Raw genomic sequence first — 20,644 nt, 5'->3', positions numbered from 1 at the left:
ATGGCTTCGCCTCCTCCGCTGGTGCCTGCAAGGCGCGCAGCTCTTTCAGCGCTTCCTGGGTTTTTTCCAAGTTTTTGGTTTCCTTCTCCTCTTCATCCACGGGCAACTTCGACATATCACCAAAGAAGGTCAGGATGTTTTGCCGCTGCGGGGCCGAGATATTCTCGAATTTCTTGTCGGCGAGCTTGCGCACCCATTCCCCGTAGGTTTCGTCGGCAAGGGCGTATTCGCCCGCCCGCGTGGGGCGGCCCGTATCGAAGTCGGCATTCGACAGCGGGGGCGACTTGGCTGTTTGCTCCTGCTGAGCCAGGGTACAGTATTCCTTCATCACGATGCGGACGCTTTTCTTAAACAGCTCCTGGGCTTCCGGGGTGGGCAGCTTGAAGGCAAAGGGCTGAAGAGGACCAATTTTGGGCAGCACCCGCACCACCAGGGAGAGCATGCGGGCCCCAAAGCCAGGCTTCTGGTAGTCGGCGCCGTACTGACGCCGATACGCCCGCTCACTTTGCCGGTACATATAATCGCGGCGGCGGGCCTGGGGGCTCAGCTTCCTGATTTCGTTGCGCTCGGCGTGCCAGGCGGCGCGGGCCGCAATCGGGATGAGCTGGCGCACAGCAAAGCGGTAGCTGCCTATGGCCAGGTTGACATTAGCCAGCACCTGACCCAGCTCTAAGCCATAAGTTTTTAAGAAAGCGCGTTCGAGAACGGGTTTGCTCACCTGAAAACCGATAAAGCTCTGGTAGTCAGCCGAGCGGTACCGGCCACTGGCTAGCTGCACTACATCGAAGGCAAATTCCAGCTGGGTATGCTGCACGGGTGCCTCGTGGTAGGTGATGGCGGGGCCAAATTTCGCCCTCAACTCGGGATACACGGAGGCCATGGCCACATTGGTGCCCGCCGGGTGCCCCTTAATATCGGCTACGTAATGCGCCAGGGCACCCAAAGCGAAGGCATACTCATTGCGGTCGTGGGCCTCATCGAGCAGGTTGCGGACGAAGTCGCCGCTGCGGACGTAGTGCGTAAGGTTGGTAAACAGCTCGGAACCGAATGGATAGAAACCCATATCCTGAATAATTGCCCCCCCGTACGCGTGCGATTTGGCCTCAATCCATTCCTCGCGGGTGGCGGTGCCATATTTGCTTTTCAGCAGGGGCACCAAACATACATTCCAGGTTGAGTCGATGTTGGCCTGGTGGGTAAGCACGGAATATGCAGCGGCTGATGGCGCGCAGAGCAGCAGAGCCGCCAGAGCGGAAAAAAGCCATTTCAGCATAGTAGAGGGAGGGAGCAAGAGGCAGGATGCTGAAAGTAGGATTTTTAGAATAGTCAGTACGCGAAAGCTGAACGGGAGTTATGCATAGCCCAGAACTATTTTGCCGCTTTAGTTCTGGCCCCTAAGAAGCGCTGGGGGGCATTTTCAGTAAAGATATCACCCTTGCCGGTTCGGCTGCTCAAACAGCTTTCACTGACGGTTGATAGCAACTTTTTACTCTACTTTATCAGCAATGACTTCGGGCACGCCGAAGCTACTGAGCATGCCATCGACCACGGCCACGCGCCACACCCGAAACACCGAGTAGCGCAGATCGCGGTCTATTTTCACCTGGCCCGGCTCCAGACTCTGATTGGGCTTGCGCGGATTATTGTCGCGCACGAGTAAGGCATTGGTCAGCAGGGAGCCCACGCGGGTAAGTATGTTTTTCTTATCGGGGCCGGGCTTCTTTTTAAGCATCGACACTTTCAGATCGGAGTAGCGTGCCCAAACCATGCCGTTGGCGCCCTGTTTGGTGAACTGCACGTTGCATAAGATTCGCTCTACCCGGCCTTTATCAAAGCGGATGAAGGCCGCCGGCTCGCTTACGGGGTTCAGAATTGCGAAGGGCACCGGCCCAAAACTGCCAACAAAGCTGTGGCCGCCCTGCGGGTCGCGCAGATTGAAGCGGAACACGCCTTCCACTAGGCATTTATCCTCCAGATACCCCGATACGCGCCCAATACTCGGGCGGGCCGCTGCTACGGCCGCGTCGTTGGTAAGATGCGTGATGCTGGCATTGAAGCGGGTCAGGTTGAATATGCCTGGCTCGGAGCCACCTTTCACGATTTCGGCGCTTCGAAAGTTGAAGTTGATAATGCGGGCCAGTGCTATATCCAATCGAAAGGGCAGCTGCCGCAGCTGCTCCGGCGTGACGGTGGAAGCCCGCGCGGGCTGCGGATAATTGGCGTTGTTGGTTACCTGAAGGCGCGGGTCGCGCAGCTCCAGCAAGCCGGCTACAAGAGCTCCTTCGCGCGCCAGCGCACTATAATCGAGGCCCGCCAGGCGCAGCCGGGGCAGCTGCACCGCCATGCGCGGCACCGACTGAGCCTTGCGGCGGGCAAACTCGGAAGTGCTCATGGTGGGCGTCAGCGTCAGGCCATCGGCTTGGAGCTGGGGGGCATTTTGCCTACTTCCAGGCGCACGTTTCGTACCAGCACCGTATCCAGGGGCACCTCCTTGCGACGCAGCAATGCCAGCAGCCCGATGCCCTCTACCCGCACCAAGCCTACATCAGCCCGCAGGCGGGGAAGCTTGCTGTTACCGTTGGTGGAGTCGGAGCGCAGCCGCAGGCCCCGCAAAGTCAGGGAGCGGTGCCATAAGCTGGTTTGCAGCTCTCCTACTATACAGCTGATAATAGCCTTTGGAAGCTGTCGCTACCTGGCGCTCCACTGTTCGCCGCAGCCAAGGGTCGAGCAGAAAAAGCACTGCGCCGATTAATGCCGCTATTACGACGGCTGCGACAAGCAACCATTTGCCCCACCGCCGCGCCTTTTTCTGGGGTTTAGCCGGAGTCAGGACGGGCGCAGAGGCAGAAGTATCAGGCACTGTTCAGTTAGTAAAGCCTACTTAAACGGCAAACTCCACAGTAGTGGCTGTTGCCTACATTAAAGTATTCAAGTTGTCTTCTAGTGCCTTAAGTAGATAAGGGAAAATTTCAGCACTAGGCCGCGACAATTGGTTGTTCCTGATTTTCGGACAGTCTTCGTACCAAAGCCCTATAAACAACGTTTAGCAACTATGTCATTTTATAAGCTCCTACTAATTGGCTCACTCTTGCTGCTGGCCACGCCTAGTCAGGCCCAGCAAGTGGAAGTGGTAAAGTTTCCGGCCCTGGAGAAGCGCCTGAGCCAGCCCAACGACACGACGTATGTGGTCAACTTCTGGGCAACGTGGTGCGGCCCTTGTATTAAGGAGCTGCCGTATTTTGAGCAAGCCAATAAGACCTACGCTGGCCAGAAAGTGAAAGTGTTGCTGGTAAGTCTGGACTACGCTTCTCAGCTTGATAAAAAAGTAAAGCCGTTTGTGCAGAAACGCGGCCTCAAATCCGAAGTGCTGCTGCTCAACGAAACGGACCCCAATACCTGGCTCGGGAAAGTAGATAATACGTGGTCGGGGGCAATTCCTTTCACGCTGATGCTCAACAATAAAAAGCAGAAGCGTGCCGCCTTCGAGCAGGAGTTTACCCAAGCCGAACTTACCACGCAGCTCACTAGGTTTTTGCGTTAGCCAGGTCGGTTTAGCGCGTATCTTCTCACCTCTAACTTGTTTGCCTTTCGATGAAAAAGCTAACTTCCTTCTTCGTCCTGTGCTTTAGCTTCGTGCTGCTGAGCGCTTTTGTGCGGCCTTCCGGCGGCTATCAGGTAGGCGACACGGCCACCGACTTTAAACTGAAAAACATAGACGGCAAGCTTCTGGCGCTGGCCGATAACAAGGCCGCCAAAGGCTTTATCGTGGTGTTTACTTGCAACACCTGCCCCTACGCCCAGGCCTACGAGAGCCGCATCATTGATTTGCACAACAAATTTGCCCCCCAGGGCTATCCCGTGGTAGCCATCAACCCCAACGACCCGGCCGTAGCGCCCGGCGACTCGTTTGAGAAGATGCAGGCCCGCGCCAGTAGCAAAAAGTATCCTTTTCCTTACCTCTTCGACGAAACCCAGAGCGTGGCCCAGGCTTACGGCGCTACCCGCACGCCCCACCTTTACGTGCTCACCCGCCAGGGCAACGCTTTGAAGGTAGCCTACATTGGCGCCATCGATGACAACTCAGAAGAGCCTACCGCGGTGAAAACCAGGTACGTGGAGAATGCTCTCACCGACATCATGGCTGGCAAACCTGCCGCTCCCAACTCCACGAAAGCCGTTGGCTGCACCATAAAGTGGAAGAAGGCGTAAAAAAAGCCCCCCAGCGGTTAGTTGATAAGCTCTTCTCTCCTTAGACTTCACTCAAACAGCCCCACCACCTTATCCGGGAGCAGGGCTGTTTATGCTTTTTGCTAAACGAATGCCTGCCCCGAAGCTGGCTTTTCGTCTCATGCCCCCTTCAACTAGCTGTTCAGGCATATTTTGCTCCAGCTCGTGGGCCTGCACCTGCGCGAGGACTTAGTCAAGTCAGAAAAGATCTGTTCTGGTTGAGTGGCAGCTGCGGCAGAGCAACGGCTAGCAGCATAATTTCCAATCCGATTGCTAAAAACACCATCAGCCACCAGTACAAGCGTTTGACGGGTTCCTCCGGATGGGGCCACCATAGCAGCAGCGGCAGAAACAGAGCCACAAAGCTCTGACTCAGCGTATGGCCAGTAAAACGCAAACACATACTGGTAACAACGGCTAATAAAGCACCTACTAACAACATATACTGCTGCCAACGGGGAATCTCAGGTATCATGCTAGCAACCCGTTTAGTAAATCTGATTCGCTCCGGATACCGTGTATAGTGGGTCGTCCAGAACGTTGACGTCGATGAGGGATTCGGCCCTGGTCAGTAACTTCCGGCAATCGGGACTAAGGTGACGCAAGTGGACTTTCTTGCCGGCCCGGTGGTAGCGCTCCGTCAGCTTGTTTAGGGCCTCGATGGCCGACATATCCGCCACCCGGCTTTCTTTGAAGTCGATGACCACTTCGACGGGGTCGTTTTGCACATCGAACTTCTCATTGAAGGTTTGCACCGAGCAAAAGAACAATGGCCCGAACAGTTCATAGTGCTTCACGCCCGCCTCGTCGAGATGCTTGCGCGCCCGGATGCGGGTGGCGTTTTCCCAGGCAAAAACCAGAGCGGCGATGATAACGCCGATGAGCACGGCCAGCGCTAGGTTGTGCAGGGCCACGGTGATACCCGTAACCAGCACCATCACCAGCACATCGGAAACAGGCATCTTGCCAAACGTCCTCAGCGAAGCCCACTCGAAGGTACCCACCGACACCATGATCATCAGGCCCGTGAGAGCGGCCATGGGCACCTGCTCAATGTAGGAAGCGCCGAACATGATGAAGACTAGCAGCATTATCGCCGCCACAACCCCAGAAATGCGGGCGCGGGCCCCGGACGAAATATTGATCAGGCTTTGCCCAATCATGGCGCAGCCGCCCATCCCGAAGAAGAAGCCCGAGGTGATATTAGCCACACCCTGCGCTACGCACTCTTTGTTGGTGCGGCCCCGCGTTTCCGTGATTTCATCAATCAGATTCAGCGTCAGCAGGCTCTCAATCAGGCCCACGCTCGCCACGATGGCCGCATAGGGAAAAATAAGGGCCAGCGTTTCCAGCGAGAAGGGCACGGCCGGAATATGGAAAGGCGGAAAGCCGCCTTTAATGGAGGCAATATCACCGACCGTTTTAGTATCAATGCCCAACCCAATAACCAGCGCTGATACGGTCAGGATAGCAGCCAGCGAGGCCGGCACCACCTTAGTCAGACGCGGCAGCCCCACGATAATGATGATGGTGAGGCCCACCAGCCAAAGCATAGTAAGCAAGGGAGTCCCCGTCAGCCAGTGGCTTGCGCCAGCTGCGTCTATGGTTTGAAATTGGACTAACTGGGAGAGGAAGATGATAATGGCCAGCCCGTTGACGAAGCCAAACATCACCGAGTGCGGCACTAACCGAATAAACTTACCCAGACGTAACACTCCAGCCAGCACCTGTATCATACCGGCCAACACAACGGTGGCGAAGATGTATTCTACGCCGTGGCTTTTGGCCAAGGCGACCAACACGACAGCCACCGCGCCGGTTGCTCCTGAAATCATACCGGGTCGTCCGCCCAGTAGGGAGGTAACAAGCCCCATCACGAAGGCGGCATACAAGCCTACCAGCGGCGGCACTCCCGCAATGAGGGAAAAGGCTACCGCCTCTGGAATCAAGGCCAGGGCCACGGTGAGGCCCGATAGGATTTCGTTCTTGTAATTGACTTGGTACTGAGTGAAGTACTGAAATACCTGTTGCATAAAACACACTAAAGATGGACAAAGGAAATCCGTCTGCTTTTAGCAAAGAGCAGGAATAGGAATACTAAAAGCCTGTATTCAGGGCGGGGTAATCTGAAAAAAGCCCCCCAGGGGCAGTAGAGGCAATTTCGCACAGGCAACTGCGTAGGTCCTACATTCATTGGCAGATCATTAATCTAAGCCCACTTACCTAGTAAGCATAAATTCATATGCTTGCTGTCTGAAAAGCAAAAGCCCCCACGTCCAATTAGACGCGGGGGGCTTTTTTGTAGAGAGCGAGGGATTCGAACCCCCGGAGGTTTAACCCTCAACGGTTTTCAAGACCGCCGCAATCGACCACTCTGCCAGCTCTCTATTTTCAATTAACAGTTAACAATGAGCAATTAACAAGTAGACTTAACGCTAACAAAACGGCTGTTAATTGCTCATTGTTAATTGAAAACCGCAGAGAGGGGGGGATTCGAACCCCCGATACCGTTGCCGGTATAACGGATTTCGAATCCGTCGCATTCGACCACTCTGCCACCTCTCTAACGCTTCCCCAAATAGACGGTTTAGGGACGGCAAAAGTAAGAGGCAATTGACAATTAGCAATGCATGGGGGTAATTATAACTGATTTTTTTATGCTTCTCCCTTGGTTAGTGCTTTCCCACCGTGGCCAGATGCCGGCCGCTTATGGCGATGGGCTGGTTGGCAATGGTCCGTAGGCGGCCCGTAACGGCATCTATACTGACATTTACCTCAAAGCCCAGGATGAGAGTCATACACACAAAATCCAGCCACACCATAAAGCCTACCAGCGTACCAATAGAGCCATAGAAGTGATTGTAGCTGTCAAAAATCTTGACGTACAGAATAAACAGAAAGGACACCAGGAAAATAAGCAGCGTAGCGACCACCGCCCCAGCCGACAGAAACGGCCACTTATCCAGCACGGGCGGCACGTAGTAGTAAATAACGCAGGTGGTGAGCAAAAACAAGCCCGCCACCGACCCATATTTCAGCAAGCTGATTAGCTGATTGGTCAGCTCTTCAGGTACGATTTCGTAGAAAACCAGGGCATCGATAATATAGGTGCCGAAGAAAATGCCCGCAATGGCGAACAGCAGCACCGACGAGAGTACAATAGTCAGGAGAGTAGCAATGACGCGCTTGCGTACGTAGGTGCGACGCTTGAACGACGGGTATTTCTTCTCAAACGCATCCAGCAGGGCCATAATGCCATTGGACGAGAGCACCAGTGCCGTTAAGAAACCGAAGGAGAGCAGCCCGCCGTGGGGGATATTGATAATGTCTTCGATGGTATCGGCGGTAGCCACATACATCTCGCGGGGCATGATGTCGCGCAGAAACTGGAGGATATCGATGTTTAGCTGCGGAATGGGGATATAGGGAATGAGCGTGAATAGGAAGATGATGGTGGGAAAAATGGCGATTGTAAAGTTGAAGGCCATATAGCTGGCGCGCTTGGTGATGCTGTCCAGCTTTAGCTCCTGAATCATGCGGTCGAGCACGTCGTACACCGATGCGCGGCCGTGGTTGAAGCGTAGGCGCTTGAGCCACACGATGAACTTGCGGTACGAACGCCGACGACGCACCTCGGAATAGTGGTAGCGGCGGACGGGGTTTTTCATAGGTCAATGGTCAGCTTACAATCGACATAACAATTTGCCTCCCAACAGGTGTTCATCACTCCCCGATTTCCTGTCGGGCCATTTTAACTTATAAATCCGAAGCTACCCGGAATTGAGAGCCGCTACTTGTCCTTTTTGGGAGCAAAAGCCGCCGGCGCGGGCGCGTCGGGGGGCAATTTGGACGAGGTAGGTGTAAGTGGCCCAGCCGTTTCGTCGTCGGTAAAGTACGGGGCGAGCTTGGTTTGAATGGCATCCGGGATGGGAACCGGCCGGCCCGTTGCCGTGCTCACGAACACCATCAGCGTGTGGCCCTCGGTGAGTAGTTCCAGGGCTTCGTTGTAAATCTCGTACTCAAACAACACCCTTGATCCTTCCGCTGGCTGGCGCAGCAATAGTCGAACGGTCAGCAGGTCATCGTAGCGGGCGGGGCGACGGAAGCGGGTCCGAATCTCGCCTACGGGCATACCTACGCCGTCGGCCTCCAGGTCTTTGTAGCGGATACCGAGCTGCCGAAATGCTTCCGTGCGGGCTACCTCAAAATACGCCGCGTAGTTGCCGTGGTACACGTAGCCCATCTGGTCGGTTTCGGCGTAGCGGACGCGGATTTGGATGTCGGAAGAGTACATAAATTATTCTGTTAAGCCGTACATCTTAACCACGTTTAATAAGTAATGACCGTGAATTTTCAAATGTTCTATATGAATGATAATTACCAAAAACACATTCTCGTTTTCCGTCCCTATCAGTATATGTTCAAAAAGGTTACTAGCGTTTCTGTAAACATATAGCACATTTAAAATTTCAAATCCTTCCAAATCAGTAGCAGGTATCGACTCGATATACGGCCATATATCGAGTAATTCTTCCTCATTTCTAGTAATTTCTCGCATTGGAGCTTCGAAAGTCTGGTTGTAGCCTTCAAAGGTTAGCCTAACTGTATTCATCCTATTCTGTGCTACTACAATATGAATTCCCTAATCCTCCGACTGCTATCATAAAGCTTATTATTACTTCATAATCCCGCTCCGCGTGAGGGCAGCCTGGTAGCGGCGGGCATTCAGCAGGTGGTCGCGCTCGTTGGTGGCGAAGGCGTGGTAGCCGCTGAAATCTTCTTTGGCGCAGAAATAAATGTACTTGTGCTCCTCGGGGTTCAGCACGGCATCAATGCTAGCAATGCTGGGCAGATTGATCGGGCCGGGGGGCAAACCTTTGTATTTGTAAGTATTGTAGGGCGAGTCTTTCGCCAGGTGTACGTTTAAAACGCGCTTGATGCCGAAGTCGCCGTTGGCATACACCACCGTGGGGTCGGCCTGGAGCAGCATGCCGCGCTCCAGCCGGTTGAGGTAGACGCCAGCCACGCGAGGGCGCTCGTCAGCGTGCTGCTGCTGTTCGGCCTCCACGATGCTGGCCAGCGTGCTGACCTGGGTGCGGCTCAGGTTCAGGGCTTTGGCTTTGGCGTCGCGGGCGGGCGTCCAGAACTTGTCGTACTCCTTTTTCATGCGCTGCATGAGGTTTTCGGCCGAGGTATTCCAGTATAGCTCATACGTATTAGGAATGAACATGCTAAGAATGCTCGTGGTATCGAAGCCCAGCGAGCGGGTGTAGCTAGGGCTGCTGAGCAGGCTATCGAACTCATTTGGGCGGGCGTCGATGGTGGTGCTCAGCTTCGCGGCAAGGTCCTGGCGCAGGCGAATATTCTGGAAGGTAAGCTTGAGCGGCGACTGAATACCACGGCGTAAATCATTGACCAGCTCGCGGTTGGTGTAGTCATCTTTCAGCTCGTAGCGGCCCGGCTTCACCAGCTCGTTGTACTTCATAAGCTTAGCCACGAAGCGAAAGGAGAGCCGATCTATCACAACGCCCGTAGCATCAATCGAGTCCATGACGGCCTTATAGCTCTGGCCCTGCCGGATAAGCACATAAGTCGGCTGGCCTTTGGTTTCGACATTGGGCGTGTAAAAAACCTGGTAGAAATAATAAGAGAACGACACGAACAGGACGCCGAGCACGGCTACTACGGCGGCAAAACGGTTGCGACGCTTCTGGGCTTTGGCTTTCGATTCGGCGCGGGTAAGTTGTGACATAAGAAGGGTAGGATACAGCTATTAAGGAAGAACTGGCAACGCGCCGGGCGCTGGTAATCAGCTTATTTTTTCGGGCTCAAAAGTACACGTTCTATACTTCCGGTGTTGCTAACGCGAAAAAAGCCCCCCAGTGTTCTGGTAAGATCGGCTGGGGGGCTTTTTTTGGATTTAAAACGTTGGCAAAGCAACCTTCACCAAAAAAAATGCGAAGGAGTGGCAGTTATCTACCTACTGCAGTACCTTGCCCGATTCCGGCCCGACGCCGGTATTTACCCGATTCCTTCACCTTTTATTCGCCCGCTCATGGCCGCCACACTCCTCCGCATCCACCCCGATAATCCGCCCCAGAACCGTTTGCTGCAAGCTGTGGAAGTGCTGCGCAAGGGGGGAGTTATCATCTATCCCACGGATACGATTTACGGTTTAGGCTGTGACATTCATAATGCGAAAGCAGTGGAAAAGCTGTGTCGTATCAAGGGAATTCACCCGGAGAAAGCCAATCTTTCCTTTATTTGCCACGACCTTTCTCACATCACCGACTATGCCCACGGTATCACCACGCCGGTGTACAAAGTGCTGAGGAAAGCGCTACCCGGCCCTTTCACGTTCATATTCGAGGCCAGTCCTAAAGCTCCGCGCTACGGCGGCGTGAAGCGCAAAACCGTGGGCATCCGCGTTCCCGACCATAACATCTGCCTGGGTATGGTGCGCGAATTGGGCAACCCCATCGTCAGCACTTCCATTCACGACGACGACGCCCTGATTGAGTATTCCACCGACCCTGACCTGATTTTTGAGAAGTACCGCTCCCTGGTAGACCTGGTTATCGACGGCGGCTTCGGCAACAACACCGCCAGCACCGTCGTCGACTGCACCAATGACGACTTCGACATTATCCGCCAGGGCGCCGGCGACATCGAGCAGTACTTGTAAGGTAAAATGGTGAAGTGGTGAAATGGTGAGTTTGATGCTTAGGTTGCGCCATCTGCGCGGTCTGCGCCTCAAGAAGGTCAAACTCACCATTTCACCACTCACCATTTCACCATCTTATGCTTCCAGCGCCGGTGCGACCATAAATAATCAGCGGGGGCCGCTTGAATGTCGCGCTCTAGCTGGCGGGCGAAGGCTTCAGTAATCTGGTGGCCGTCTTTGGGTAAGGAAGTTTCGCCGTCGTAGAGCTCGACAAGGCGCATTTCGTAGTAGCCACGCCGCTGGCGACGGATGCTGACGTATACTACGGGGCAATGAAACTGCGCTGCCAGCTTATCAGCGCCAGTATAAAACGCCGTTTCCTGGTGCAGGAACTGGGTCCAATACTGCTGATCGGCGCGGCTGGGACTTTGGTCGCTAAGCATACTGAGCACCCGACCTTCGTTGCGGTGGCGCACTAGGTGGCGCAATGTATCGCGCATAGGCACGAGCCGAGCGCCCGTCTGGGTACGCAGGCGGTACACGAAATCTTCGAAAAACGGATTGGCCAGCGGCTTATACACACCATCCGCCCGTGGCCCCAGCCAGACTGCCCCAGCTGTGATAATCCACTCCCAGTTGCCCGCGTGCGAGCCTAACGCCAGCACCGGGCCGCCTTTAGCCAGCAGTTTCTCCAGTACTTCCGGGTTGGGCATATGCACCCGCTGTTTCAACTCAGCGGCAGAAATGTCCCCCAGCTTCAGAATTTCTACCAGCAGTTCGGCAAAGTGCCGGTAAAAATCCTTTGCTAGGTGCTGAATTTGTGCCTCTGTTTTCTCGGGAAAAGAGTTACGCAGGTTCGTCAGCACCACCCGCTTTCGGTAGCGCAACCCGTAGGCCATCACCAGATAAAACCCGTCGGCCACCACGTACAGCACCGAAAGCGGCAAGTGCGCCAAGCCAGTCAGCATCCATTCAAGGGGGCGGTAATACCACGGATAAGGTTTCTGGGGGGCTTTTTTCATCGGGGCACAGTCGCAGCGGCGGGCGCGTACTCGTCGGGGCGGCGTTGGAGACGGGCAGTTTGCGAGGTCAATAGCTTGCCTTTGGCGTCGCGCACTTCTATGATCAGGTTATAGTCGCCGGCCATCAGGTTAGCGATGTTCATATCGCCTAGCACCAAATGAGGAGCCCCGGCTACGGGGCGAGCCAAGCCGGCGGCGGTCATGACATCGGGGCCACCAGCTGCTGAGCGTATTCTGGCGCGGGTGGCCAGCACCAAGGGCGAGGGCGCATCATAGAGTTCGGCATACCAAGCCAGTCGGTCGGCGCCGCGGGCATATAGGCCGTTGGGCGTACGCGCCAGACTGTAGCCGCCACGCGTGAAATTGTCGCCTTCCACGGCCGATTTGCCCCCCACCCGACTTAGCAGCACAATATCACTCAGCCGCGTCTTCTCCTGATCAAAATCCAGCGTCAATGACTGCTCCAGCTTGCCGAGGCTCTTTTTGCTGGTCTGGTCCTGCACCGTCGCCCGTAGCGTGTACTGACCGTCGGGCAGCTCGATGCGCTTTTGAAAGTTGACGGGATTTTTTAGCGCGCTGCTGGTGTCGTTGAGTACGGGTGGCTTCAGGGTAATAGTTTCCTGATACGCCGCGGAGCCATCGGGACGCCGGGCCTCCAGCATAACCACCGCCGCCGCCTGAAACACCTTCGGCGCCCGCTTCCGATAAAGCAGAGCCTGGCCGGCTACGGTTACGTACAACTCAACAACGGCCCCTTTTATGGCGGTGTTTTCATTGCGAAAGCGTACTACGTCGAGCAATAAGGCCGGTTTTTGGGCCTGAGCTACCAGGGTATGGCTGAGCAGAAGCAGCCCAGTGAGCAACCGCTGGGTGAAGAATTTTGTCATTTTGACTGATTAATGGCGCCGCGAAAGTACTCCCGAACTCCTTACTATTGCAGCGCCTTCGCTCGCCGCCCCTCATTTATCCGCTTCAATGCCCATCTTATTTGAATTGCCTTATAATCCGCCGATTGCCTTTTTCGCCGAACTAGTGGGGGCCGATTCTTTGTTACTGGAGAGCCACGAAAACTATCGCAAGCAAACCTATCGCAATCGGTGTCTTATTCTCACGGCCCAGGGCGTAAAGCCGCTTACAGTGCCCGTGGTGGATGGTAATCGGAGCGAGAAAGTCAAAACAGCAGCGTTAGAGATAGATTATCGGCAAAACTGGGTCCACCAGCATTGGCGCACGCTGCAAACCGCTTATGGTGGCAGTCCGTATTTTGAATATTACGCCGACTATCTGCACGATATCTACGTACAAAAACCACCGCTGCTTTTTGACCTTAACCTCACCTTACTGCACTTCTACTTACGATGCCTGCGGCTGCGAATTCCGGTGGCATTTACCCCTGAATATCATTCCTCCTACCCCAACCCTACGGTGCGAGACCGGCGCGATTGGCTGACACCCAAAGCGCCTGCTCCCACTGAACCTGACACTCCGTCCGACCCCGACTGGGTGCGGCCTTATTCGCAGACCTTTGGCCTGCAATTTGTTCCTCATTTAAGCATATTGGACCTACTCTTTTCGCAGGGACCCAACGCTGGCAGCTATCTCGCGTAGATTTCCTTAGCGCTGCCCCCGAACCTTCGCCCGCCCTTTCCTGTTTTCAGGTTGATCCGGCCCAACCCGCTTTTATCGGCGGGGATCTATATTTTCTTCACTACCTTATCTGCATGGAAGCTAAATTCTCAAATCGAGTCAAAGAGGTCATCTCTTTGAGCCGGGAAGAAGCCATCCGCCTCGGGCACGATTATATCGGTACCGAACACCTATTGCTGGGCATGATCCGCGAAGGCGAAGGCACGGCCATTGGACTGCTCAAGAAATTGGGTGTGTCGGTGGAAGAGCTTAAGTACGCACTGGAACAAGCCACCCGCAACACGGCTACGCAAGGCACGAGCATTACCGGCTCAATTCCGCTGACCAAACAAACCGAGAAAGTACTCAAGATCACCTATCTGGAGGCTAAAATCTTCAAGAGCGAAATTATCGGCACCGAGCACCTGCTTCTGTCGATTCTGCGTGATGAAGACAATATTTCTTCGCAAATCCTCAGCAAATTCAACGTGAACTACGAATCCGTACGCGACTCGCTGGACTATCACGGCAACCCTGCCCCCACCGACCGCGCCCCCGACACCGACGACGACGACAACGACAAGCTCTTCGGCGGCTCCGGCCGCGGCAGCAGCTCGGGCAGCAGCAGCTCGGCGGCGAAAAAGCCCGGCGAGAAGTCGCGTACGCCCGTGCTCGACAACTTCGGCCGCGACCTGACCAAGCTGGCCGAAGATGACAAGCTCGACCCTATCGTAGGCCGCGAGAAAGAGATTGAACGCGTGGCGCAGATTCTCTCGCGTCGCAAAAAGAACAACCCTATCCTCATCGGTGAGCCCGGTGTTGGTAAAACAGCTATTGCGGAAGGTCTGGCCCTGCGCATCATCCAAAAGAAAGTGTCGCGCGTGCTCTTCGGCAAGCGCGTGGTGACACTGGATTTGGCTTCGCTGGTGGCCGGTACCAAGTACAGGGGGCAATTTGAGGAGCGCATGAAGGCCGTGATGAACGAACTGGAAAAGTCGCCCGACGTTATCCTCTTTATTGACGAGCTGCACACGATTGTAGGTGCTGGTGGAGCTTCCGGCTCGCTGGACGCATCCAACATGTTTAAACCCGCTCTGGCCCGCGGCGAGATTCAATGTATCGGCGCTACTACGTTGGATGAATATCGTCAGTACATCGAGAAAGATGGTGCTTTGGCCCGTCGTTTCCAGATGGTGATGGTGGACCCCACCACGCCCGAGGAGACGATTGAAATCCTGCACAACATCAAGGACAAGTATCAGGATCACCACCATGTCGTGTACACTGATAAGGCCATCGAGTCGTGCGTGAAGCTATCCGACCGCTATATGTCCGACCGGTTTCTGCCCGATAAGGCCATCGATATTCTGGACGAGGCTGGTGCCCGTGTGCACATCAACAACATCGTAGTGCCTGAGGATATTCTCAAGCTCGAAGAGCAGATTGAGAATATTAAGGGCGAGAAAAACCGAGTGGTGAAGTCGCAGAAATACGAAGAAGCCGCTCAGCTTCGCGACAAAGAGAAGAAGCTTCTGGAGCAACTCGACTCAGCTAAGAAAAGCTGGGAAGATGAGACCAAGAAGAAGCGCTATACCGTGAAAGAAGAAAACGTGGCTGAGGTAATCGCCATGATGACTGGGATTCCGGTGGTGCGTGTGGCCCAGAACGAAAGCCAGAAGCTGCTCAACATGGGTGAGGAGCTGCAAGGCAAAGTTATTGGCCAGGATAAAGCCATCAAGCAATTGGTGAAAGCTATCCAGCGTACGCGTGTAGGCTTGAAAGACCCCAAGAAGCCTATCGGCTCGTTTGTTTTTCTTGGCCCAACGGGTGTAGGTAAGACGGAGCTGGCTAAGGTGCTTTCTACTTATCTGTTTGATAAAGAGGATTCACTCGTGCGCATCGACATGAGTGAGTACATGGAGAAATTCAGCGTATCGCGCCTGGTGGGCGCGCCTCCCGGCTACGTAGGTTACGAAGAAGGTGGTCAGCTGACGGAGAAGATTCGTCGCAAGCCATACTCGGTTATCCTGCTCGACGAGATTGAGAAGGCTCACCCCGACGTGTACAACCTGCTGCTGCAAGTACTCGACGACGGTATCCTCACCGACGGCCTGGGCCGTAAGGTGGACTTTCGCAACACGATTATCATTATGACCTCCAACATCGGTGCCCGCGATTTGCAGGACTTCGGGGCGGGTATCGGCTTCGGCACGAAAACCCGGATGGACAACATGGATGATATGATGAAGGGCACCATCACGAATGCCTTGCGCAAGACCTTTTCGCCGGAGTTCCTGAACCGCCTAGACGATGTGATTGTCTTTAACTCTCTGGATAAGAAAGACATTCACAAAATCATCGACATCTCGCTGGCTAAGCTTCTGTCGCGCATTCAAACCTTGGGCTACAAAGTGGAGCTAACCGAAGCCGCTAAAGACTTCGTTGCTGACAAGGGCTACGACCCGAAGTATGGTGCACGTCCGCTGAACCGGGCTATCCAGAAGTATATCGAAGACCCGATTGCGGAGGAAATCCTGAAAGCCGAAATCGCTCAGGGTGATGTAATTACCGCTGACTTCGCGGAAGGGGCTGAAGAGCTCACCTTTGCTGTAAGCAAGAGCGGTGAGAAGACGAATCTGGCCAGCGATGAGCGGCCGGAGGAAGCCCCCGAGCCAAGCGACGATGACACGGACTTGACTAAGGGCAAGGGGAAATAAGTTGAGTTAGATAATTGAAAATGGCCGGTTCCTGTGAAGGAGCCGGCCATTTTTGTATTTTTGAAAAGACCTGTCTTCTATGGAATCACCGCGCAAACGCCGCTACATGGAAGAGGAATAGTTAGCGATAGAATATGCTTCCGATTTCAAGCACGAATTCGTGGACGGGCAGGCCATATCGGACGCGTCACTGCCGCATAACACGATTACGGGTACCACTTTTGGCTTACTGCGTAATACTTTACGCATCCCGCTGACTGGAACTTACCTCTAATCGGATGCGCTGGTCGTGTGCGGGCAGCCGGAAACTCTGAGAAACGGCAAGCTGGACTTGTTGGTAAATCCCGCAGTCATCATTGAAGTGTTGTCCGACTTGAACGCTGACTACGACCGGAGCGGCAAATTCGTGCGCTACCGCAGCATCGATTCGGTGCGGGATTATCTGCTACTTGACTCGCTCGGCATTCGGGCGGAGCTGTATTTCCGCATTGAAACCAATCAATGGGTTTTGACTGAGATTTTGGACCCTTTGGGCACGATTAAACTCCCAAGTGTTGACACTACTCTTGCAATGAGCGAGTTGTACGAGGATGTTGACCTGGCTTAACTGACTCTACTAGCACCGTAGCCGCAGCGCGGCGGCATGTTTATAGTAAATCCGTCAAGCCTGAGCCCGAGCCGCATCGCGGCGGCATAGTCATCCACACGGTTTTTGTCGCCGCGCTGCGGCTAAAACATACGCCGAACAGATTAGCGCTTTCATATTATATTGTTGATAGTAATCATCTTTCATTTAATTATGGCTATCCGCATCATCGGCTTTCTGATACTTACGCGGCTCCTACTGCCTGTCACCTTAGTGGCGCAGAAAAAGCAGGTTCTTCCTTATGATATGCGGCTTGTGAAGCAGGAACCTCCGGTCGAAAGTCTGGAGAAAGAGCCATCCTTCACGGTTTTGCCCCAAGTGCGTGGAATGAAGGGATTGGACGGGATAATCCTCTGGGTGAAGGCTGACCGAAAATTATTGGCCGCATATCAGAATGATAAGCTGCTCTGGGAAACCAACGTGGTGGACGCCTGCACTCACCTCAGTGGGTTTGAAGGGCCACCAATAATTCGCATGGTCGTGTCGCAGTCGCCAGTTGCTGTTATTTTCGTGCAGGTTGGCAAAAATGGCTTTGTTGAAGTAGATAGAAAAACCGGCAAAGTGAGCGGCACTGATATTCAGGAGGAATAAAGCGTACTCAACGTAAGCTTATGATAGCCAACCCGCGCCGCCCCAAATTTTGGGGCGGCTTTTCTTTACCCGTACGTTACCTTTGACTTCCCAACCTAAGTAGCTACATCAATCACCACCCACATATGTCCGATCCGCACGCCGACGCTCAATTAAGCAAACTCGAAATACTCGACCGAAAAAATGCCGAAGCATTGCTTGGTGGGGGGCAAATTCGCATCGATGCGCAACACAAAAAAGGCAAGCTCACGGCTCGAGAACGAGTAGATTTATTGCTGGACGAGGGCTCGTTTGAGGAGATAGGCAAGTTTGTAATGCACCGCTCCAAGGATTTTGGCCTGGACAAGGAATATTACCTCGGCGATGGGGTTGTGACAGGCTATGGTACCGTAAGCGGGCGCCTGGTGTACGTTTTTTCCCAGGATTTCACGGTGTTCGGCGGCTCTTTGAGTGAGACGCATGCTGAGAAGATTGTGAAAATCATGGACTTGGCCATGAAGAATGGGGCCCCGGTCATTGGCCTGAATGATTCGGGCGGAGCACGTATTCAGGAGGGAGTAGTGAGCCTAGGAGGTTACGCCGATATTTTCTATAAAAACACCTTGGCGTCAGGCGTTATTCCGCAGCTGTCGGCCATTATGGGACCTTGTGCCGGTGGCGCGGTTTACTCACCAGCCATTACGGACTTCATTTTGATGGTGGAAAACACGAGCTATATGTTCGTGACCGGGCCAAACGTGGTGAAGACGGTAACCCACGAGAATGTGACCAGTGAAGAGCTAGGCGGTGCTAGCACCCACTCGGCAAAAAGCGGTGTAACGCACTTTTCCTGTGCCAACGAAGTAGCCTGCATCACCCACCTCAAGCAGTTGCTGAGCTACATGCCGCAGAACTGCGAAGAAACGGCCCCCAGTCTGCCCTACGAGCCTCAGGGCGATGAGCAGCGTGCGGTACTAAATACTATCATACCTGAAAACCCGAACCAGCCTTATGACATCCGGGAAGTAATCGAAGGTATTATTGACGCTGACACTTTCCTGGAAGTGCATAAGAATTTCGCCGAGAACATTGTAGTTGGCTTTGCCCGGCTGGGTGGTCGCAGCATTGGGATTGTAGGCAACCAGCCAGCCGTGCTGGCTGGCGTACTCGATATCAATGCCAGTACGAAAGCCGCTCGTTTCGTGCGCTTCTGCGACTCGTTTAATATTCCGCTGTTGGTTTTGGAAGACGTGCCCGGCTTTTTGCCTGGCACCGATCAGGAGTGGCGCGGCATCATTACGAATGGCGCTAAGTTGCTATATGCTTTCTGTGAGGCTACCGTCCCGCGCATTACTGTTATTACCCGGAAAGCGTATGGCGGCGCCTACGATGTGATGAACTCCAAGCACATTGGGGCCGATATGAATTATGCCTGGCCTACCGCCGAAATCGCGGTAATGGGGGCCAAAGGTGCGGCCGAAATTATTTTTAAGCGTGAAATAGCTGCCGCTGCCGACCCAGAGGCTAAACTAGCCGAAAAGGTAGATGAGTATCAGCAGAAGTTTGCCACCCCTTACCGCGCCGCGCACCGAGGCTTCGTAGATGAAGTGATTCTGCCTGCCCAGACGCGTCAAAAGTTAATTCGGGCGTTTAAAATGCTGGAGAATAAGGTAGATGTGTTGCCGCGCAAAAAACACGGCAACATTCCGTTGTAGGGCAAGCGTGATGAGTCAATGGCTACTATCCGGTTCCGCGATTGGATTTTTGAGGTGGATATAGAAAACACCAGGCAAGTATACTCCTCAGTAATCGCAGGCGGAGCTACTATTTGTGGGTGCCTTGGCTCAATTCAGCCTCGGTTTCACTACTGGCTATGCTCCTAGCTTATTCACCAACAAGCAAGATTTAATTCAAATTGAGTTAGAGGCTAAGATTCCTTGGTTACTTGAAGAACCCCCGATAGAATACTAAAAGCTTACTCTACTCCTGCTAAAGTATATGCGTAACGAATCTTTCGATTTCCTCCAGAAATATCTTAATAACCCTTCACCGACTGGTTTTGAGAAGGAAGGGCAAAAGCTGTGGCTTGAGTATGTCAAGCCATACATCGACGAGTATTTCGTGGATACCTACGGAACAGTGGTTGGGGTGATTAACCCCGAAGCCAAGTACAAAGTGGTAATTGAAGCCCACGCCGATGAGATTTCCTACTTCGTGAATTACATCACGAAAGAAGGCTACATCTACGTGCGGCGTAATGGAGGCTCCGATGCCTTGGTAGCGCCGTCCAAGCGGGTGAATATTCACACGGATAAGGGCATCGTGAAGGCCATTTTTGGCTGGCCGGCTATTCATGTGCGCAAGGTGGAGCAGGACAAAGCGCCGACTATTGAAACGATTTTTCTGGATTGCGGCGCTACTTCCAAAGACGAGGTAGAGCGCATGGGCATTCACGTAGGCTCGGTGGTTACCTTCGAAGACGAGTTTATGGTGATGAACCGGCAGTATTTTGTGGGACGGGCGCTGGACAACCGTATTGGCGGTTTTATGATTGCGGAAGTAGCACGGCTGCTGAAGGAGAACAAGCAGAAGCTGCCTTTTGGGCTTTACGTGGTGAATGCCGTGCAGGAAGAGATTGGTCTGCGGGGGGCAGAAATGATAGCGCACCGCATTCAGCCCGATGTTGCCATCATTACCGACGTAATTCATGACACGCAGGCGCCGATGTACGAGAAGAAAACCAGTGGCGACCTGCACTGTGGCCAAGGCCCGGTGGTTACCTACGGCCCGGCCGTGCAGAACAACTTACGCGAGCTGATCATCGAAACGGCTAAAACCGCTGATATTCCTTTTCAGCGCGCTTCCGCAACCCGCGCCACCGGCACTGATACCGATGCCTTTGCTTATTCCAACGCAGGCGTGGCTGCCGCGCTTATTTCCCTGCCACTCAAGTATATGCACACCACCGTGGAAACAGTACACCAGGACGACGTGGAGAACGTAATTCGGTTGATTTACGAGACCCTACTGCGCATAGAGGATGGCCACGATTTTCGGTATTTTAGCTAGAGGTGAGCGGTAAGATGCGAGAAGCGAGACTTTGAACTGATGCTGTTCTATCGGTTTGAAGGCTCGCTTTTCGCTTTTGCTCTATTCTCTTATACGCTGGGAC

Annotated in this window: 18 protein-coding genes and 2 tRNA genes; 9 read left to right on the top strand and 11 right to left on the bottom strand. The window is 53.9% G+C overall.

Annotated elements, in window-relative coordinates; all coding sequences use genetic code 11:
* The 3 genes from B9A24_RS07125 to B9A24_RS07115 form a co-directional block, all read right to left on the bottom strand.
* Positions 1-1,273: zinc dependent phospholipase C family protein (locus B9A24_RS07125; RefSeq protein ID WP_084444486.1), on the bottom strand; the 1,273-nt coding region annotated here is incomplete at its 3' end.
* A gap of 213 nt (positions 1,274-1,486) precedes the next feature.
* Complete coding sequence (locus tag B9A24_RS07120) at positions 1,487-2,392, bottom strand: hypothetical protein (protein WP_084444485.1); 906 nt, start codon at positions 2,390-2,392, stop codon at positions 1,487-1,489.
* Between the two features lie 14 nt (positions 2,393-2,406).
* Positions 2,407-2,613, bottom strand: coding sequence for a hypothetical protein (locus tag B9A24_RS07115; protein WP_084444484.1), 207 nt, complete (start codon positions 2,611-2,613; stop codon positions 2,407-2,409).
* A 439-nt stretch (positions 2,614-3,052) separates the two neighbouring features.
* On the opposite strand from B9A24_RS07115, the gene B9A24_RS07110 reads away from it, so the two are divergent.
* The gene (locus tag B9A24_RS07110) at positions 3,053-3,541 is read left to right on the top strand and encodes a TlpA disulfide reductase family protein (RefSeq protein WP_084444483.1); all 489 of its coding nucleotides are present in this window, start codon (positions 3,053-3,055) and stop codon (positions 3,539-3,541) included.
* Between the two features lie 50 nt (positions 3,542-3,591).
* Positions 3,592-4,209, top strand: a complete 618-nt coding sequence (locus B9A24_RS07105) for a thioredoxin family protein (RefSeq protein WP_084444482.1) — start codon at positions 3,592-3,594, stop codon at positions 4,207-4,209.
* Positions 4,210-4,715: 506 nt separating this feature from the next.
* Here B9A24_RS07105 and B9A24_RS07095 read toward each other — a convergent pair.
* The 6 genes from B9A24_RS07095 to mltG all read right to left on the bottom strand — a co-directional run bounded on the left by B9A24_RS07095 (position 4,716) and on the right by mltG (position 9,979).
* A complete protein-coding gene (locus B9A24_RS07095; RefSeq protein WP_084444480.1) occupies positions 4,716-6,260 on the bottom strand; it encodes a SulP family inorganic anion transporter in 1,545 nt (514 codons plus the stop codon).
* A 269-nt stretch (positions 6,261-6,529) separates the two neighbouring features.
* A tRNA-Ser gene (locus B9A24_RS07090) sits at positions 6,530-6,614 on the bottom strand.
* Between the two features lie 91 nt (positions 6,615-6,705).
* Positions 6,706-6,792 (bottom strand) — tRNA-Ser (locus B9A24_RS07085).
* 107 nt (positions 6,793-6,899) lie between these two features.
* Complete coding sequence (locus B9A24_RS07080; RefSeq protein ID WP_084444479.1) at positions 6,900-7,895, bottom strand: YihY/virulence factor BrkB family protein; 996 nt, start codon at positions 7,893-7,895, stop codon at positions 6,900-6,902.
* A gap of 122 nt (positions 7,896-8,017) precedes the next feature.
* Positions 8,018-8,521 (bottom strand): acyl-CoA thioesterase, encoded by a 504-nt coding sequence (locus B9A24_RS07075; RefSeq protein WP_084444478.1) that lies wholly within the window; start codon positions 8,519-8,521, stop codon positions 8,018-8,020.
* A 381-nt stretch (positions 8,522-8,902) separates the two neighbouring features.
* Positions 8,903-9,979, bottom strand: coding sequence for an endolytic transglycosylase MltG (gene mltG / locus B9A24_RS07065; protein WP_084444476.1), 1,077 nt, complete (start codon positions 9,977-9,979; stop codon positions 8,903-8,905).
* Positions 9,980-10,282: 303 nt separating this feature from the next.
* Between mltG and B9A24_RS07060 the strand changes: the two genes are divergently transcribed.
* Positions 10,283-10,912, top strand: a complete 630-nt coding sequence (locus tag B9A24_RS07060; protein WP_084444490.1) for an L-threonylcarbamoyladenylate synthase — start codon at positions 10,283-10,285, stop codon at positions 10,910-10,912.
* A 98-nt stretch (positions 10,913-11,010) separates the two neighbouring features.
* Here B9A24_RS07060 and B9A24_RS07055 read toward each other — a convergent pair whose 3' ends face one another.
* Both B9A24_RS07055 and B9A24_RS07050 read right to left on the bottom strand, forming a co-directional pair.
* Positions 11,011-11,913: a lysophospholipid acyltransferase family protein gene (locus B9A24_RS07055; RefSeq protein WP_200813878.1), complete on the bottom strand. Its 903-nt coding sequence runs from the start codon at positions 11,911-11,913 to the stop codon at positions 11,011-11,013.
* Entirely contained in the window at positions 11,910-12,800 is an 891-nt protein-coding gene (locus B9A24_RS07050; RefSeq protein ID WP_084444475.1) for a hypothetical protein, read from the bottom strand. Before B9A24_RS07050 ends, B9A24_RS07055 begins: the two co-directional genes overlap by 4 nt.
* Positions 12,801-12,888: 88 nt before the next feature.
* Between B9A24_RS07050 and B9A24_RS07045 the strand changes: the two genes are divergently transcribed.
* From B9A24_RS07045 to B9A24_RS07020, 6 genes are all read left to right on the top strand, one after another.
* Positions 12,889-13,521 carry a WbqC family protein gene (locus B9A24_RS07045; protein WP_084444474.1) on the top strand — a complete coding sequence of 211 codons (633 nt, stop codon included), beginning with the start codon at positions 12,889-12,891 and terminating at the stop codon, positions 13,519-13,521.
* A gap of 113 nt (positions 13,522-13,634) precedes the next feature.
* On the top strand, positions 13,635-16,256 hold the full coding sequence (locus B9A24_RS07040; protein WP_084444473.1) for an ATP-dependent Clp protease ATP-binding subunit: 2,622 nt from the start codon (positions 13,635-13,637) through the stop codon (positions 16,254-16,256).
* A gap of 289 nt (positions 16,257-16,545) precedes the next feature.
* Positions 16,546-16,863: a Uma2 family endonuclease gene (locus B9A24_RS07035; RefSeq protein ID WP_159451974.1), complete on the top strand. Its 318-nt coding sequence runs from the start codon at positions 16,546-16,548 to the stop codon at positions 16,861-16,863.
* A gap of 192 nt (positions 16,864-17,055) precedes the next feature.
* Positions 17,056-17,493 carry a hypothetical protein gene (locus B9A24_RS07030; protein WP_084444471.1) on the top strand — a complete coding sequence of 146 codons (438 nt, stop codon included), beginning with the start codon at positions 17,056-17,058 and terminating at the stop codon, positions 17,491-17,493.
* A gap of 125 nt (positions 17,494-17,618) precedes the next feature.
* Positions 17,619-19,187 (top strand): acyl-CoA carboxylase subunit beta, encoded by a 1,569-nt coding sequence (locus tag B9A24_RS07025; protein ID WP_084444470.1) that lies wholly within the window; start codon positions 17,619-17,621, stop codon positions 19,185-19,187.
* A gap of 283 nt (positions 19,188-19,470) precedes the next feature.
* The gene (locus tag B9A24_RS07020) at positions 19,471-20,541 is read left to right on the top strand and encodes a M42 family metallopeptidase (protein WP_084444469.1); all 1,071 of its coding nucleotides are present in this window, start codon (positions 19,471-19,473) and stop codon (positions 20,539-20,541) included.
* The last annotated feature ends 103 nt before the right edge of the window (positions 20,542-20,644 follow it).

Origin of the sequence: Hymenobacter roseosalivarius DSM 11622 (genome assembly GCF_900176135.1) — a bacterium.
Lineage (GTDB): Bacteria > Bacteroidota > Bacteroidia > Cytophagales > Hymenobacteraceae > Hymenobacter > Hymenobacter roseosalivarius.
Note: the sequence above shows the minus strand (reverse complement) of the source record. Positions and strands in the feature narration are given on the sequence as shown.